Annotated in this window: 5 protein-coding genes; all 5 read left to right on the top strand. The window is 68.5% G+C overall.

Going from position 1 to position 18606, the window contains the following annotated elements:
• Nucleotides 1-354 precede the first annotated feature (354 nt).
• The 5 genes from ABL312_RS20100 (at nucleotide 355) to ABL312_RS20080 (ending at nucleotide 18606) form a co-directional block, all read left to right on the top strand.
• Nucleotides 355-15282, top strand: a complete 14928-nt coding sequence (locus tag ABL312_RS20100; RefSeq protein WP_349359174.1) for a right-handed parallel beta-helix repeat-containing protein — start codon at nucleotides 355-357, stop codon at nucleotides 15280-15282.
• A 364-nt stretch (nucleotides 15283-15646) separates the two neighbouring features.
• Nucleotides 15647-16165 (top strand): tail fiber protein, encoded by a 519-nt coding sequence (locus tag ABL312_RS20095; RefSeq protein WP_349359173.1) that lies wholly within the window; start codon nucleotides 15647-15649, stop codon nucleotides 16163-16165.
• 49 nt (nucleotides 16166-16214) lie between these two features.
• A complete protein-coding gene (locus tag ABL312_RS20090) occupies nucleotides 16215-16733 on the top strand; it encodes a tail fiber protein (RefSeq protein WP_349359172.1) in 519 nt (172 codons plus the stop codon).
• 12 nt (nucleotides 16734-16745) lie between these two features.
• Entirely contained in the window at nucleotides 16746-17270 is a 525-nt protein-coding gene (locus tag ABL312_RS20085; protein WP_349359171.1) for a tail fiber protein, read from the top strand.
• Nucleotides 17271-17316: 46 nt separating this feature from the next.
• Nucleotides 17317-18606 (top strand): hypothetical protein, encoded by a 1290-nt coding sequence (locus ABL312_RS20080; protein ID WP_349359170.1) that lies wholly within the window; start codon nucleotides 17317-17319, stop codon nucleotides 18604-18606.

The raw sequence follows: 18606 nt of genomic DNA, 5'->3' as shown, positions 1-18606 counted from the left end.
CGCTCGGGATCGTTGCACTCCTGCAACACCCTTGCCAAAAGTTAACACCTAACTCCCGGTAGCATCGATTCCCGATTGCCATATCTTTCCTTAGCGGCAATCGTTCCGGGGCCGTCCGCTTTCATCCCGTTTTTCAGATATTTAATCCTGAAATCGGGTCAGTTCACGCGCGTTACTTTCGCAACTTAGAGTCTTTGGGGGTGTTCCATTCCTGCCTCGGCCCAGCCCACCCCGGCCACGCGCCGCTCCTCCCTGCGCCATGCGGGCCTGCGCCGTCCGGGCCGCGACCTTCTGACGTCCTCCTGCGCGGCCGCCCTGCTGGCCGGCGGCGGCGGGTCGGCGTTCGCACAGGATGTGGCCGCGCCCTGGCAGCCCTGGGCGGAAGCCGGGGCCCAGGCGGGGGCGCGCTCCTCGGCGTTTCTCGAGGGCTTCATGCCGCTCGCGCAGGATGCCGACAGCCTCGTCTTCCTCGACATGCGTCTCGACTACGACACCGACAATCGCGGCGCGACCGCCTTCGGGCTCGGTCTGCGCGAGATCGTCGGCGAGGATCTGATCCTGGGCGCCAATGCCTTCATCGACGTGGTGCGCACCGACAACGACAATGTGTTCGCCGGCGCGACGCTTGGGCTTGAAGCCTTCACCTCCATCTTCGATCTGCGTCTCAACGCCCATATTCCCATCGGCGGATCGGCCGGCGCCGGCTCGAGCATCGCGTCCACCGGCACGGTCTCGGTGATCGGCAACCAGCTCACGGAGGGGCGCGTACGGACCGACCGGACCGAGGCCCTGCTCTACGGGCTGACCGGCGAGATCGGCGCGCTGTTCGATTCGCCCTTCGGCGCCGGGCAATCGATCCGTCCCTATGCCGGCGGCTATCTCTACGATCGCGAGGGATATGACACGCGCAGCGGCGCGCGCCTCGGGCTGGAGTATCGTGTCGACGACGTGTTGAGCCTCGCCGGCTCGCGCTTCACCCTCGGCGCGGAGGTGGTCTTCGACAGCGAGGACGATGTCGATGCCATCGCCTCCGCGCGGCTGCGCATACCCCTGTTCGCCGGGCGAAACGGCGGCGGCGCCCTTGGCGAGGGCCGCATGTCGGCGCTGCGCGACCGCATGGACGAGGGCGTGCGCCGGGACACGGGCATCCGCACGGGCGAGAAGGGCCGCTCGACCGCGATCGCCGGGATACCGGTGGTCAATCCGGCGACCGGGCGAACCTACGGGCAGGTCTATTATGCCTCCCAGGGCGCGTCGGGCAGCGGCAGCTTCGCCGATCCGACGAGCCTTGCGACGGCGGTCGCAAACGCCGGGACCGACGGCATCGTGGTGGTGCTGGGCGCCGGCGGCGCGGTGACGACCTCCGGCGTCACCCTCCAGTCCGGCCAGATCCTGACCGGCGGCGGCGAGACCATCGCCACGCGATTGAGCGACGGGACGACCGCGAACTTCCTGCTCGAAGGCACCAACGGCACCATCGACGGCGATCCGGGCGTGACCACCGTGACGCTGGCCGACGGCGTGACGATCCGCGATCTGACGATCCAGGGCGGGGCGACCGCCATCGGCGGCACCAATGTCTCGGATTTCACGCTGACCGACCTCTCGGTGCAAAACGCCACGGACGGCATTCGCGTCACCGGCGCGACGAATGCCACCGTCAGCAACGTGTCGTTCAGCGGCATCACCGGCACGTCGCTGTTTCTCAACAACCAGTCGGCCAATATCAGCAATATCACCATCACCGGCGGAACGACCGGCCTGTCGATCGCCAACAACACCGGCACGACGACGCTGTCCGACATCACCGTCACCGGTGTTTCCGGCGACGCGGTGACCTTCGCGGCAAACAGCGGCACCATCGCGGTCGAGAATCTGGCGACCGACGGCAGCGGCGGCGACGCGCTGTCGATCAGCGGCGGCGGCACCTACGGCTTCACCGGCACGACGCAACTCGCCAATGCCGGCGGCGACGGCATCGACCTGACGGGCACCTCGAATGCGACGCTGACCTTCGGCGACGTCGACGTGACCGCGCTCGGCGCCGGCACGGGCCTCAATCTCGCCGGCGGCGACGCGACCGTGACCATCCAAAGCCTCGATGTGAGCGGCACCGGCACGGCCGGCAGCCGCGGCGTCGACCTGTCGGGCACGCAGAACGGGCGCAGCGTCACCGTCACCAACGGGGGAACGATCGCCGGCGTGGAGACCGGCATCGTGCTCGGATCGAACGGTGCCGCGGCCGCGGCGCCCGACGCGGTCTTCACCTGGGGCGGCGGCGACATCGGCGGAACCGCCTTCTCGCTCGACGGGGTCGGCGTGAACGCCGCCGACGGCGCTTACGCGTTCGGCACCACGGGCTTCAGCGCCCCGTTCAACTTCACCGCCTCCACCACGACCAACTACTTCGTCGCCGCGACCGCCACCGGGACCGGCGACGGCTCGTCGACCGAGAACCGCGCGTCGATCGCGACCGCGATCGGCGCCGCCGCCGGGCTCGGGACGGTCAATTTCATCCTGATCAACGACGGATCGGCGCTCGACACGAGCGGGCTCACCTTCCAGCTCTCGGACGATCAGACCGTCGACACCTTCGGCGACGGGCGGACCTTCGCCTCGAACGGACTGCTGATCTCTGCGAATATCACCGGCGCGAACCTGCCGAGCGGATCGACCGCCATCTCCGACCCGACCGGCCTGGGCGCCGCCACGCTGACCAACAGCAGCGGCGCCGTGGCGACCCTGTCGCTGGCGAACGGCAATGCCGTGCGCAATCTCACGATCGGCAGCGCGGCCGGGACGGCGCTGTCCGGCTCCGGCATCGCCGGCGTGACGCTCGAAGGGCTGACCATCGGCGGCAGCGCCGGCGCGATCGTCAACGGCGTCGCGCTGTCGGACGTAAGCGGCGCGGTCACCCTGACCGACGTCGAGATATCCGGCGCGACGGGATCGGGTCTCAGCCTCACCGACGTGTCGGGGACGGTGACGGGGACGAATGTCGACATTACCGGCACGACTGCGCTCAGCGTGACGGGGGGCGATGCGGCGATCTCCTTCGACGCGGCGAGTTCGGTGACCAACACCGGCGGCACGGCCGTTGCCATCACCAACCGCATCGGCGGGTCGTTCAGCCATTTCGGCGCCATCATGTCGGATGGCGCGGGGGCGGGCGGCATCACCGTTTCCGGTGCGATGGCCGCCAGCGACGTGACCTTCGGCGGCCAGGTCTCGCTCGGCACCGCGACCGCGCTCGGCGCCGGCGCCGGCGTCTCGCTGGACAACAATGGCCAGGCTTCCGACATCGCCTTCACCGGCGGGCTGGAGATCGCCACCGACGGGCAGGCCGGCCTCACGGCGACGGGCGGCGGCACGCTTGCCATCGCCGATGCGGGAGCCGAGAGCATCGCGGCGACCGGCGCGCAGGCGCTGTCGCTCGACGGCATCGCGCTGGCCGCAGGCGGCGTCAGTTTCGACAGCCTGTCCTCGACGGGCAGCGCCACCACCGGCGTGACGCTGAACGGGCTCTCGGGCGACGCCTTCGCCGTCACCGGCACGACCACCGTCACCAACGCCACCGGCGACGGCATCGCGCTCGCCGGCATCGCGAGCGCCGCCACCTTCGGCGCGACCACGGTGACCGGCGCGGGCGGCGCGGGCGTGGCGCTTGCCGGCAACACCGGCGCCACCGTTTTCGGCATGACGACGGTGACCGATGCCGGCGGCGACGGCATCGACATCACCGGAAACGCCGGGACCACCACCTTCGCGACGACGGCCGTCGATCACGGCGCAGGCGTGGCCGGGATCGACATCAACGGCACCAACGCGCAGGTCACCTTCGGCGCGACGACGATCTCCGATCTGCGCGACGGAACCACCGGCATCGACCTGTCGGGCGCCAATACCCCGGCGAGCTTCGGCGTCACCACGATCACCGGCCGCACGAATGCAAGCGCGGTCGGCATCGACCTGTCGTCGACCACCGGCGGGCAGACCGTCTCCTTCGCCACCGGCTCGTCGATCACCTTCACCGGCACGGGCGCGGCGGTCGGCGTGGAGCTGTCGTCCGGCAATTCGGCGGCCACCAGCGCCAATGCCGAGTTCACCTTCGGCGACGGGTCTGGCACCGACGCCAACGGCACCAACAGCACCATCTCGGTCGGCGCCAACGGCGCGACCGTCGGCGTCAAGGGCCTCGTCTCGACCTCGGGCACCTACGACTTCGACGATGTCGCCTTCACCGGCGTCGCCGAGTTCGGGGCGACCGGCAACACCTTCGTCTCCGCCGCCGCCACGACCGGCGCCGGCGACGGCTCCTTCTTCAATCCGCTGTCGGTGGCCGATGCCGACACGCTCGCCACCGCCACCACCTTCGTCTTCCTCGATGGCACCTACGACTTCACCACGCTGAACGGCGGCACCGGCTTCTCGCTCGCCAGCGGACAGAATGTGACCGGCTTCGACAACGCCAATGCCGTGTCCATCGGCGGGGCGCCTGTGAATGTCTCCGGGCTCGCCTCCGTGACGGTGGCGCGCGGCGACGCGGGAACCGGAACGGGCGGCGCGATCGCCATCGCCAATTCCGGCGCCGCCGACCTGTTCCTGCTGGCCGGTGACAATGACGTCACCAATGTCTCGCTCACCGGGGCGGGCGGCACCGGCGATGTGCTCGACATCACCGGCAGCGGGCCGATCGCGATCGAGGGCGTCACCGTGTCCAACGTCGGCGCCGGACGCGCCGTCTTCGACGTCAACGCCGCCACCGGCACGCTCACGCTCTCCGGCAACGCCATCGACGTCGCCGGCACGCTGCTCGACCTCGACGGCGGATCTGCGGATGTCACCCTCGCCCGCGGCACGCTGCCCAATGGCGGCGCGGCGGGCACGCTGTCCGGCGGCGCGCTGACGCTTGCCAACACCACCGGCGGCACGATCGCGCTCACCGACGTGACACTCACCGGCAGCGCCAGCCTCACCGACGTGTCGGGGACGGTGACGGGGACGAATGTCGACATTACCGGCACGACTGCGCTCAGCGTGACCGGGGGCGATGCGGCGATCTCCTTCGACGCGGCGAGTTCGGTGACCAACACCGGCGGCACGGCCGTTGCCATCACCAACCGCATCGGCGGGTCGTTCAGCCATTTCGGCGCCATCGCGTCGGATGGCGCGGGGGCGGGCGGCATCACCGTTTCCGGCGCGACGGCCGCCAGCGACGTGACCTTCGGCGGCCAGGTCTCGCTCGGCACCGCGACCGCGCTCGGCGCCGGCGCCGGCGTCTCGCTGGACAACAATGGCCAGGCTTCCGACATCGCCTTCACCGGCGGGCTGGAGATCGCCACCGACGGGCAGGCCGGCCTCACGGCGACGGGCGGCGGCACGCTTGCCATCGCCGATGCGGGAGCCGAGAGCATCGCGGCGACCGGCGCGCAGGCGCTGTCGCTCGACGGCATCGCGCTGGCCGCGGGCGGCGTCAGTTTCGACAGCCTGTCCTCGACGGGCAGCGCCACCACCGGCGTGACGCTGAACGGGCTCTCGGGCGGCGCCTTCGCCGTCACCGGCGCGACCACCGTCACCAACGCCACCGGCGATGGCATCGCGCTCGCCGGCACCGCAAGCGCCGCCACCTTCGGCGCGACCACGGTGACCGGCGTGGGTGATGACGGGCTCGACCTCAACGACGTGACTGGCGCCGTCACCTTCGCCGGCCCCGTCACGATCGCGGGCGCGACCGACGACGGCATCGACATTCAGGACAGCTTCGATGCCGATGTGACCTTCCAGGACACCGTGACGATCTCCGGGTCGGGCGGCAACGGGGTCGAACTGAACGGGTTCAACACAGCCGGCACCTCGGCTGGCACCCTCACCTTCGCCGGTCTGCTCGATATCGACACCTCGACCGGCACCGGCATCTCTATCTCCGACCGGGTCGGGACGCTGACGTTCGGTCAGGTCGACATCGACACGGTGGGCACCGGGGGCGTGGTCGTGTCGGGGGCAACCCTCGACGGCACGCTGTCCTTCGCGCAACTCGACGTGAACGGCGGCGCGGGCAGCCAGGTCGGCTTCGGCGTGGCGGGCGGCTCGAGCGGCGCGATCGATATCGACGGCGGCACGATCGAGGCCATCGACGGCGAGGCGGTCGGACTCATCGGCTCCAGCGTGACGCTGACCTACAGCGGCACGGTCACGCAGGCGAACGCCACAAACGAGCTTCTGCTCGTCTCGGACGGCGATACGAGCACGGCCACCTTCGAGGCGGGCAGCACACTGACCGCGAGCGACGGCACCGGCCTGCAATTCGACAACGCCGACGGGACCTATAGCTTCCTCGGCACCACGACGCTGAACGGGGGCGACGCCGGTCTCGACATCCTGAACGGGTCGGCGGGCACGTTGCAGTTCGCCGCGACCACGTCGATCACCGATCCGTCCGGCACGGCCGTGTCGATCCAGAACAGCAGCGCCGACCTGACCTATGCTGGCACGATCACGCAGACCAATGCGGTGACCGCGATTCTCGCCAGCAACAACACCGGCGGCAGCGCGACCTTCAGCGGCGGGGTGACGGCCAACACGAGCACGGCAACGGCGGTCGACCTCCAGACCAACGCCGGGGCAGCCTTCAGCTTCACCGGCGATCTCGACATCGACACGACAACGGGAACCGGGTTCCTGGCTTCCGACAGCGGGACCCTCGGGATCGCGGCGGGCGGCGCAACCAGCATCCTATCGACGGCCGGTCAGGCCCTCAGCCTGTCCGGGACCGCACTGGCCGCGGGCGGCGTCAGTTTCGACAGCCTGTCCTCGACGGGCAGCGGCACCACCGGCGTGACGCTGAACGGGCTCTCGGGCGGCGCCTTCGCCGTCACCGGCGCAACCACCGTGAGCGGCTCCACGAACGCCGGCCTTCAGCTTGGCGGGAATGCCTCCGACATCACCTTCGCCGGCCCCACGTCGGTGACCATGACCAACGCGGCCGCCGCCGTCGCCGTCACCGGCACGACCACGGGCGCGACGACCTTCAACGATCTCGACATCGCGCTGAACGCGGCCGGAGCCACCGGTCTCGACCTGACCGGCGCCACCGTCGACGCCGACCTGACCGCGAGCGACTTCGACGTCACGGGCACCGGTGCCACCGGCTCGACGGGCGTCGACCTGTCCGGCACCACCGGAACCGGCACGATCCGGCTCGGCGACGCCGATCCGGGGGGCGAGAGCGCGACCATCGCCGGCGTCGACATCGGCGTGCGCTTCTCCGCCGCCACCGATACGGCCCTGGTGTTCGGCGACGGCGAGGACAGCGACGACCAGGGATCGTCCATATCGGCGGCGACCTGGGCGATCCGCAACGGCAAGGACGTCACGGCCGGAACCTATGATTTCGACGACGTGACGAGCTTCACCGGCGCGCTCGACTTCAACTCAAGCCCGGGCGACCAGCTGGTCTTCGTTGCCGCGAACGCAACCGGCGACGGCTCCGGATCGGACGTCGACAACCGCGCCACGATTGCAACGGCGGATGCGATCACGACCGCGAACGTCATCTTCGTCCTGATCGACGATGGGGCGACGATCGTCGACAACGACGGCTTCACCCTGTCCGACGACCAGACCATGGCGTCTTTCGGGAACGGGCGGACCTTCGCGACCAGCGGACTGGACATCGACACCACGCTTTTCTCCGGGGTGCCGGGTGCTGCGGACACGATCTCGGACCCCACCAGCAACGGCGCCGCGACGCTGACCAGCGCCGCGACCACCACGCTGACGGCCGGCAATAACGCGGTTCTTCAGGATTTCATTCTAGGGAACACCGGCGCGGGCGGCTCGGCCCTGCTCGCCAGCGGCACAGCCAACCTGAATGTCACCGGCCTCACCGTTTCGAACGGCTCGACCGCCACCGGCATCACCCTCAACTCCGTGACCGGAACGGTCGCGTTCGAAAACACCAGCGTCACCACCAACGGGGACGGCATCGTCACGAGCGGAACCGACGTCACGTTCAACGGGACCACCTCCGGCACCCTGTCGAGCATGACCGGCGACATTCTCACGGTGAACAGCGGCAGCGCCACGTTCAACGGTGCCGTGACCATGACCGGGGCCGCGGGAAGCACCGGAAACGGCCTCGTCGTCGCCGGTGGCACCACGACCTTCAACAACACGCTGACCGTCACCCACGGGGGAACCGGAGACGGCATCGTCCAGTCGGGCGGCACGACGGCGTTCAACGGCGCCGTCACCGTCACCCAGACCGGAACGGGCGGCGGCATCAGTCAGACCGGCGGCACATCGGCCTTCGGCGGCGGGCTCGCCGTCGACACGGCGAACGGCGCGGGCGTTTCGGCCTCCGGGGGCGCAACCATCGGCGTGGCGGCGACGGGCGGCGCCGAAACGATCACGACCGGGACGGGAACCGCGCTCGATCTCGCCAATGTCAGCATCGGCGCGGGCGGGCTGAACTTCGACACGCTGGCGGTCACCGCCGGAGGGGCGGACGACGGCATTTCGCTCGACACGGTCGACACGACCAATGGCGGCATCGTCCTCGGTTCCGCGGCGCTCGCCGGCCACACGGGCACCGCGATCGACCTCGACGCGATCACCGGGGCCAACGGCCTCACGCTGACCTCGGCCGATCTCGATCTCGGCGCGGGCGGCACCGGCGTCGCCGTGGGCGGCGCGAATACGACCATCGCGCTCGGCACGGGCACGGCCAATGGCGTCACGGGACTGGTCGTCGACGGCGGGGCCACCGGCGTCACGGTGAGCCAGACCGCCGGCACGCTCGACATCGGCACCACCGCGACCGGCCAGCTTCGCATCGGCGCGACGACCGCCCCGACGGGGGCCGGCGTCGAGATCGGCGCGAATTCCGGCGGCACGATCGCCATCGGCAATGCCACCAATGCCTCGACACTCCGCGCCGGGGGCGACGCGGTGGCCGTGACCAATTCCGACGCCGACGTCACCCTCACCGGCCTCGACATCAACGCCGCGGGCGGCGACGGCATCCGCGTCACCGACGATGACGCGACGGGCAGCTTCACGCTCGCCGGCACCAACACCATCGACAACACCGGCGGCGACGGGATCGACATCGCCGGCGCCAGTGCCTCGATTTCCGGCGTCACCATCGGCGGCTCGGCGACGGGGCCAAGCGACGACATCACCGGCGACGGCGTGCGCGTCACCGACGGCGGGCAATCGATCACGGCGCGCCTCGACAACGTGATGGTCGCGCTTGCCGGGCAGGCGGGCATTTCGCTCGACGGGTCCGGCGCGGGATCCATTGTCGTGACGTCCTTCAACGGCAACGCGGTCACCGCCGCCGGCGGCGCGGGCGTGTCGATGACCGATGTCGCCTTCGACGCCGACGGCGGGTTGACCGGCGGCGGCGATGCGAACTTCACCGGCGACACGGTGACGGGCGGCGATCTTGCCATCGGCCAGGGCGGCACGGTCGCGGGCGCCGGCCTCGTGCTCGCCAATGTCTCCGGCGATCTGGCCTTCGGCGCGCTGGACGTGACCTCCGCCGGCACCGGCCTCGACGTGACGGGGTCCGGCGCGTTCAACGCCGGGGCCGGCAGCGGCTTCCGCCTCGCGACCACGTCGGGCACCGTCAATTCCACGGCGGCCGCGGGCGTGCTGTTCGACCCCTTCACCGCCGATGTGACGCTGACCAGCATCACGGCGAACGGCGGCACGACCGGCGTGCTGCTCGAGGATATCTCCGGCAGCTTCACGGTCACCGGCACGACCGACGTGAACGGGGCGACCGGCGACGGCCTCGTGCTGCGCGGCAATGATGCCAGCGTCACCTTCTCCGGGACGACCACCGTCACGGATGCGGGCGGCAATGGCATCACGCTCGACGGCAACACCGGCGCCGTGACCTTCGGCGCGACGACCATCGACATGGGAACGGGTGCCGGCGCGCGCGGCATCGGCTACGTCAATTCCAACGCGGCGACGAGCTTCGGCGCGACGATCATTCAGGACATCGGTGCGGCCGGCACCCAGGTCGGCATCGACTTTAACGGCGCAGAGCTGACGGGCGCGGCCACCTACGCCTCCGTCGCCCTGTCGGGGCCGGACACATCCACGGACTCCATCGGCGTCGATCTGAGGGGAATCGACGGCGACCAGGCGGTCACGCTCGGCACCGTCGGCGCGACCGACAGCACCAGCGACACGCCGAGTTCGATCACCGACCTGCATCGCGGCGTCGTCATCGATCCGACGGCGGCGGTCCAGTTCACCTTCGGCGACGGCGCGCCCGGCGGCCCGGACGAAGCGAGCAGCATCACGGTCAACGGCCAGGCGGGCGCCTACACGGTCGACGCGGGCGGCGGCACGCTCAACGCCTCCAGCTTCGACTTCAGCGACGTCGCCTTCACCGGCGACGCCAATTTCCCCGTCTCGCCGACAAGCGTCCTCTTCGTCAGCGAAACCGGCGGAGCCATTGCCGCCGGCGTGCACAATCTCAACATCGCGCTCAGCGCGGATCAGGTGCTGACGGTGACGGAGGCGGAAGGCCTGACCAACACAGGGCAGACCTTCGTCTTCGTGGCGCATACGGCCGCCGGCACGATCGACGTGAGCGGCGGCGGCGCGGACGGGTTCACGCTTCAGGAGGGGCAGTCGCTCGACGGCTTCGCCGACGGCAACTCGGTGTCCTTCGGCAGCATCAAGCCAGCCAACATCGAGGGCGATTTCGGCACGACCGGGGGCTCCGTCACCCAGAACGTCGTGACGGCGTCCAACGGCAACGCCGGGGCGACCTCGATCATCGCGGCCGCCGGCGACAACACCATCGCGAACACCACCTTCAATGCCGCCGGCCTGACGACCGGCGAGGCGGCGATCCTGGTCTCCGGCATCACCAACGCCGCCCATACGGTCACCCTCGACAATCTGGAGATCGGCGGCATCGGCGCCGGCGCCATTGGCGTGGCGCTCGACGACAACAACGCGGCCATCACCCTCACGGACGTGGACCTCATCGGCAGCAATGCCGGAACGGCGCTCAGCGTCGACGCGGGCACGGCCTCGACGGCTGCGATCAGCGTCGACGCGGCGTCCGACATCGACGGCACGACCGGCACCGTCGTCGCCATCGGGGCCGGCGGTCGGGACGTGACGGTCAATTCGGCCCTCAGTGCGAGCGGCAACACGGAGAAGGTGATCGACATCGCCGGACAGAGCGCCGGCACGATCCAGTTCGGCACGGTGAGTTCGGCAACGGCGACCGGCGACAGCGTCATCGAGGTTACCGGCCAGACCGGCGGCACGGTGACCTTCGGCAATGTGTCGATCACCGGCTATGGCGATGGCGGCGGCGATACGGCCGTCGCGCTCGCGGGCAGCGGCGGCACGATCAACCTTGCCGATGTGGATATCACCACGACCGACGGCGCGGGCCTTTCGGCGACGGGCGGCGGCCTGTCCGTCCAGGCGACGTCGGGCGACATCGATGTGTCGGGCGGCACGGCGCTCGGTCTGTCCGGCGTGACGGCCAATGCCTTCGCGCTGACCTCGATCACCGGCAACGGCGGCGGCACGACCGGCACCGGCGTCCTGCTGAACAATCTCGGGACGACGTCCTCGTTCACGGTCTCCGGCGCGACCACGCTCGACAATTACACCGGATTCGGCATCGAGATCGCCAATCTGAGCGAGGCGACGCAGACAATCGGCTTCGGGGCGGTCAACATCAACACCACCGTCGGCCAGGTCGCCGCCACCGGCGACGGTGTTTCCATCGACACGCTCTCGGCGACCGGCGTCGACATCGACTTTGGTGCCGTGACGATCGGCAATGCGACCAACCAGACCGACACCGGCCTCTCGATCGGCAACATCACAGCCGCCGCGAACGACATCGACGTGGACTTCGCCAGCCTGGCGCTCACCAATCTTGACGAGGCCTTCCTCGTCGACAGTTTCGACGCAACCGGCCGCACGATCACGGTTGCCGGAACCACCACCATCGCCGACGCGGCGACCACCGGAATCGCCGTCACCAACTCCGCCGGCAACGTGACGTTCAACGACCGAACGACCATCTTGAATGACGCCGCCGGCGCGAACGCAAGCGGCGTCGATCTCGGGACCAGCGCCGGCGGGGCGAACACCGGCGCCTACACGTTCAACGGCGTCGACATCACCGTGAACGGGACGGGCGCCTTCGGCTTCCGCGCCACCGATTCCGGCAGCGTCACGATCAACGACCCCGCCAGCAACAACCAGATCACCTCCAACAACGGCACGGCACTCTTCATCAATCCGACGCAGATCAGCATCGATCTGGAAACGGTTACCTCCTCCAACGCGAGCGGCTCTGGCGTGTTCATCACCGGCGGGGACGCACTCGGCGGGGCCGGCGCAACTGGGCTCGACATCGCCAATCTGACCGTCACGAATTCGGGCGGCGCGGGCCTGCGGATCACCAACTCGACCGGCACCTATTCCTTCGGCACGACGACCATCGACAACGCGAGTGGTGCCGGCACGGCCGGCGACGGTGTCGACATCGTCGGGGGCGCGGGCGTGACGACCACGGTGAATTTCACCAATGGCCTCGAGATCACGACGACCTCGGGCACCGGCTTCGTCGCCGACGGCAGCACCGGCACGCTGACGCTCAATGTCGCCAATGCCGGGACCGAATCGATCACCACGCAGACGGGCCGGATCCTGCGGATGGACCAGATCGGGATCGGCGGCACCGGCGTTTCCTTCGACACGCTGACGGCCCCGGGAACGGTGACCGGCGGGGATGCCATCAGCCTGTTCGATGTCGACGGCGGCACCTTCAGTGGCGGTGCGGTGAGCATTGCCGGGACCGCCGTTTTCGGCGACGGCATCACGATTTCCGGCTTCTCGTCGTCGACGTTCAACTTCGCCTCCGCCACGATCAACAACACGGCGGAGGACGGCATCGCTCTCAGCGGCGCGAATGGCGCGGTGACCTTCGGAACGGTCGACATCGACGGCACGACCGGCGACGGCATCGACATCACCAATGCCGTCAACGCCGTGACGATCAACGGCGGCACCATCGGCGCGACCGACGATCCGGCCGGCATCGGCGTGGACATCAATGGCGGCTCGGGCCCTGTCACCATCGCCGCGGCGGTCAGCAAGACCACGGCCGGCGACATCGTCGAGATCACGGGCCGCACGGCCGGCACGGTGGCGCTCACCGGCGCCATCACCGGATCGGGCGCCAGCGGCGGCATCGACGTGTCGGGCAACAGCGGCGGCGGCATCGATTTCCAGGACGATCTCAACCTGTCGGGCAGCGGCGCGACGGTGAGCGTGCAGACCAACACCGGCGGCACGACCACTTTCTCCGGCACCAGCAAGATCATCAACACCGGCACGGGCAACGCCGTCACCCTTGCCAACAATGCCGGCACCGTGAGCTTCACGAACGGCGGGCTCGACATCGACACGACGTCCGGCACGGGCTTTTCGGCGACCGGAGGCGGCACGGTGAACGTCACCGGCGGGGGCAACAGCATCGCCTCCACCGGCACCGGCCGGCTGCTGGTGATGAACGGCGTCGCCGTGGGCAGCACCGTCACCTTCGCCTCGCTGACGGGGACGGGCACGATCTCCGGCGACGCGGTGAGCCTGACGAACGTGTCGGGCGGCACGGTCGATGGCGGCACGGTGACGATTGCCGGAACCTCCGGCGGCGGCACCGGCATCGCGCTTGCGAGCAACGCCGCGACGGTCCAGTTCGGCACGACAAGCGTGACCGATGCGACGGGCGACGCCATCGATCTCAACGCCAACTCCGGCACGGTGACCTTCGGCGCGACCACGATCGCCAGTCCGACCGGCATCGGCATCGACGTCGCCGGCAGCAACGGCGCGATCGCCTTCGGCGATGTGGACATCACCGGTCTGGGCGCGACGACCGGCGTCGATCTGTCCGGCGGCACGGTCGACGCGCAGATCACCTTCGCCACGCTGGACATCACCGGTACGAGCACCGCCGGCTCCACCGGCATGGATCTCACCGACTACGACAACGGCCAGGATGTGGTCACGACCGGCTCCGGCACGATCCAGGACGTCGAGACCGGCATCGATCTCACCAACGCCAATATCGCCGATGGCGTCACCTTCCGGTATGGCGATGGCTCGGGCACCAATCCCGGCACCGAGAGCACCATCGATACCGCCGGCGTCGGGGCCGACAACCCCATCGTGATCACCGGCCTGTCGTCGACCGGCGATTACAATTTCCTGGATGTCGGTTTCGGCGGCAGCGACACGTCCGGCCTCAGCGGTGGCGGCGGTGGAGGAACCGTGTTCTGGGTGGCGGCATCCGCGACGGGCGCCGGCGACGGATCTTCGGCGGCGAATGCGGGTCTGATTTCGACCGCAGATGGGCTGACCGGTGTCGATACTCCCACCTACATCGTGCTGCTGAACGATCCAACTGGCGGGCAAGACACGATCAATCTCGGCTCCGTTGCGTTCACTTTGGAAGCCGATCAATCGCTGCTGAGCTTCCACACCCAGGACTCGTTCTCCTTCGGCGGCGGCGCGCCGGCGAACGTTCAGCTCACCGGGATCACCGGCGGCACGACGATCACCAATCCGAACACCGGCTCCGGCGCCCCGGTGCTGACCTCCAGCGGCACGACGACGGTTACGGTGGCCGACGGCAGCGTGATCGACGGGCTGGAGATCGCGCATACCGGAGGCAGCGGCCAAGCGGTCTTGAGCAGCGACCTCGACGGGTCCTTCACGGTGCAGAACTCCCTCATCCAGGCCAGTACCTCCGGCGACGCCGCCATCCTGGTTGAGCGTAGCTCGGGCTTTTCCGGCACGACGGTCGGTCTGATCGACAACAACACGATCGACACCAATGACGCCGGCGCCGGAATCAGAGCCCTCCTCAATGCCAGCACGGGTGCCCCAGACCTCCAGATCACGATCAGCAACAATACGTTCCAGGGCACAGATCCCAATATCGGCATCGCGGTTGGGGGAGGCGTTTCCGCAACGGCTTGCGTGGACATCGTCGGCAACATCGACGTCACCGGTGCAGCACATAGCATCACTGTATCGGCGCTCTTTGGCTTCGATCTGGAGCTTGCCGGCTACACGGGCCCTGCGGATAATACGGCGGCGATCCAAACCTTCCTCGCGGGCCGGAACACGGTTACCGGCGGCGCGTCGACGATCAACGTCCAGGCTGGATTGGGTGGCACAGTCGGGCCCGGTCCCGCCACCTGTACCCAGCCATGAACCAGGAGGTCAAACGTCGTCGGTCAGACCCTGCCCCGGCATCCGGATGCGCCATCCAGACCGTGGGCCGACGCCTCGGTTGGATGGCGGAACCGTCCGGCGGCAGACGCCGTGAGTGGGGCAGCCATGGCGTCAAACCGGGTGCAACCGGCGATGTCAACACTGACAGGAGGCACGACACCCGAGGCGGGGGAGTTCATGCTCGCAAAGCGCGCCAATTTCGGGTTTTCAATTGACACGAGCATTGTGTGATGAGAAAATTTACAATGTTCATCGTCGATTTACTTGAGCCGGACCTGCTTTCAGAAGCGAGAAACCAGAACACGCACGTTCATCTTTCGAGAACCGGGGGAGACTGAAAAGCATGGCGGAACCATTCCTTGCCGAGATCCGAATGGTGGGGTTCAACTTTGCCCCGCGGGGGTGGGGCTTCTGCGACGGACAGATCCTGCCGATCAACCAGAACCAGTCGCTCTATTCCATTCTGGGCACGACCTATGGCGGCGACGGGCGCACCACCTTCGCCCTGCCGGATCTGCGCGGGCGCACGCCGATCCATGTCGGGCGCAGCGACGGCGGGCAGTTCCACGCGGAGGGGCAGAAAAGCGGCGAGGAGACCCACACGCTCAGCACGCCCGAAATGCCGGAACATACACACTACCTGCAAGCGAACTCGAACCCCGGGAACCAGTTTTCACCCGCCGGCCATACGCTCGCGAGCTTGTTGGACAGCTACGTCGACTACAGTGCGAGCACGCGGGTGCAGCTGCGATCGGGCACGATCACCAACACCGGCGGCGGACAGGCGCATGAAAACATGCAGCCCTATCTCGCCGTGAATTTCTGCATCGCGCTGCAAGGGCTCTTCCCCTCGCGCAACTGAGCGCTTCGATCCGATCCATTCTTCAGTCAGGCTTGGGAGGGCCGAAGACATGTCCGAACCCTTCGTCGGCGAAATCCGCATGTTCGCCGGAAATTTCGCCCCGCGCGGCTGGGCCTTCTGCGACGGCCAGTTGCTGGCCGTCAGCCAGAACGACGCGCTGTTCTCGCTGCTCGGCACGATCTACGGCGGCGACGGGCGCACCACCTTCGGCCTGCCCGACCTGCGCGGTCGCATTCCGATTCACTCCGGCCACGGGCCGGGCCTTTCGGAGCGCCGGCTGGGGGCCAAGGGCGGAGCGGAAAAGGTGACGCTCACCGTCAACCAGATGCCGTCCCACGGCCATCCGCTTCAAGCGAGCACCTCTCCCGGCATCACGTCGAGCCCGCAGGGTCGGGTCACGGGAGACACCTCTGGCTTGGACTTGTATGCCGAGGCGATGCAGGACACGAACATGTCCTCGGACTCCGTGACCCACACGGGCGGCAGCCGGTCGCACACCAACCTGATGCCCTACCTCTGCGTCCATTTCATCATGGCGCTGGTCGGCATCTATCCGAGCCGACACTGAGGAGGCGCCGCCATGTCCGAACCCTTCATCGCGGAAATCCGCATCTTCGCCGGCAATTTCGCCCCGCGCAGCTGGGCCTTCTGCAACGGTCAGCTTCTGCCGATCGCACAGAACACGGCGCTGTTCTCCCTCATCGGCACCACCTACGGCGGCGACGGGCGCACGACCACGGCGCTTCCCAACATGGAAGGACGCGCCCCCATGCACCCGGGTCGGGGACCGGGCCTCACATCGCGCCGGCTCGGCGAGCGGGGCGGCACCGAAACGGTGACGCTCAGCGAAGCCCAGCTCCCGAACCACAACCACACCCTACGCGCCGCTGGAAATACAGTGGGAACCACGGGAACCCCCACGACCAACACGGCATATGCGATACCCCTCACGCAGAACGGGTACCATGGCGGCACGCCGGACGTCGACATGGCCTTCGAAGCGCTGCCGGGCGCCGGCGCAACCAACGCGCACAACAACATGCAGCCCTATCTGACGATGAATTTCATCATCGCGCTGCAAGGGCTTTATCCGTCGCGCGGCTGAGACACGCGGCTTTCGACGGGGACCTCACAGTCAAGGGAGCGACGCCATGACGGACGCACCGATTGAAAACACAGACCGCGCGCTCGAGGACGACGCCTTCCTTCCAGGCGGCAGCGATCCGGGCCTCACTCCCTTCGCCGAACTGTCGCGGCTGATGGTCGTGGGCATCGACGTGGGCAACGACAACGCAGTGTCCTACGTCTGCCAGGATGCGCCGAACGGACCGTGGGCGGGGAGCTGGACGGCCATCTCCGACACCGCCTATCTCGTGCTCGGCACGGGCGTCACGACGGACGGTCGCGTCGCGCTGGCCGCGCAGACGCGGGACACGCCGACGGTGCACTACATCGACGAGGCCCCGCAGGGGCCCGGCGGCGGGCAACGCTGGAACATGGCCATCGATCTCGGTCTGCCGCCCGGGGTCGACGGTCTGGTGCAACTCGTCATGGGACGCGACGCGGACGGGCGCATCTCGATCTTCGGCGTCGACGGCAGCACCGGCAACGTCTGGTGGATCTTCGAAAATCCGGACAAGATCGTCGACCAGACCGAGGAGATCACCCCGCCCGGGGCCTCCGAGCCGATCACCGTCCACGTCAAGGTGGCGGAACCGCCCGACCAGCCCTTCGGCGACTGGATCCAGTTGCCCGGCGCGGCGATCTCGCGGCTCACCCTCGCCAACAACGCCGACGGGCGCATCGTGCTGATCGGAACCGGCCAGGAAGAGACGGCGCGGTCGGTCTACGTCACCCAGATGAAGGGCGGCACGACCCTGACGCCGGGCCAGTGGACCGACTGGACGCGGATCGACACGCCGGCGAGCGGCCCAGCCCTGTCGCAGCCGACCGCGATGGTCGATCTGGAGGGCATGCTCAACATCTTCATGGTGTGCAACCACAATCAGGTCGCGCAGATCCGGCAGGTCCAGCCCGGATCGGCCCATTGGTCGCGCTGGGTCCGCCCCGGCATGGTCGACACCGACCTCGTGGCCGTCACCGCCGCGGTCGATGGCGACGGCCACATCCTGCTGATGGCGATCGACCAGAACAAGGGCCTGCACGCCAACATGCAGGTGGATGCCGTGTTCCAGCAGTGGAGCAGCTGGCGCAAGATCGGGATCGCGCCGGGCTTCGGCGAAATGGGGATGGACTACAATTCAGACGGGCGGCTGACCTACTTCCAGGGCGACGGCACCGACGACAGCCTGCACATCCTGTCGCAGTTCACGCTGGACTCGACCTCCTGGGACGCGTCCTTCACGACACTGACGCCCGCGCAGACGCAGATCTTCACCTATGGTGTCGTGCGGGATCTGACGCCACCGGGAACCGGCTGA

This window comes from Stappia sp. (assembly GCF_040110915.1).
In the GTDB taxonomy this organism is placed as follows: domain Bacteria; phylum Pseudomonadota; class Alphaproteobacteria; order Rhizobiales; family Stappiaceae; genus Stappia.
This window is presented reverse-complemented; position numbering and strand designations above follow the sequence as displayed.

Excerpts from the sequence above, each read along its gene's own strand:
- ABL312_RS20095 (WP_349359173.1), top strand. The coding sequence starts at position 15,647 with ATGGCGGAACCATTCCTTGCCGAGATCCGAATGGTGGGGTTCAACTTT.
- ABL312_RS20090 (WP_349359172.1), top strand. The coding sequence starts at position 16,215 with ATGTCCGAACCCTTCGTCGGCGAAATCCGCATGTTCGCCGGAAATTTC.
- ABL312_RS20085 (WP_349359171.1), top strand. The coding sequence starts at position 16,746 with ATGTCCGAACCCTTCATCGCGGAAATCCGCATCTTCGCCGGCAATTTC.
- ABL312_RS20080 (WP_349359170.1), top strand. The coding sequence starts at position 17,317 with ATGACGGACGCACCGATTGAAAACACAGACCGCGCGCTCGAGGACGAC.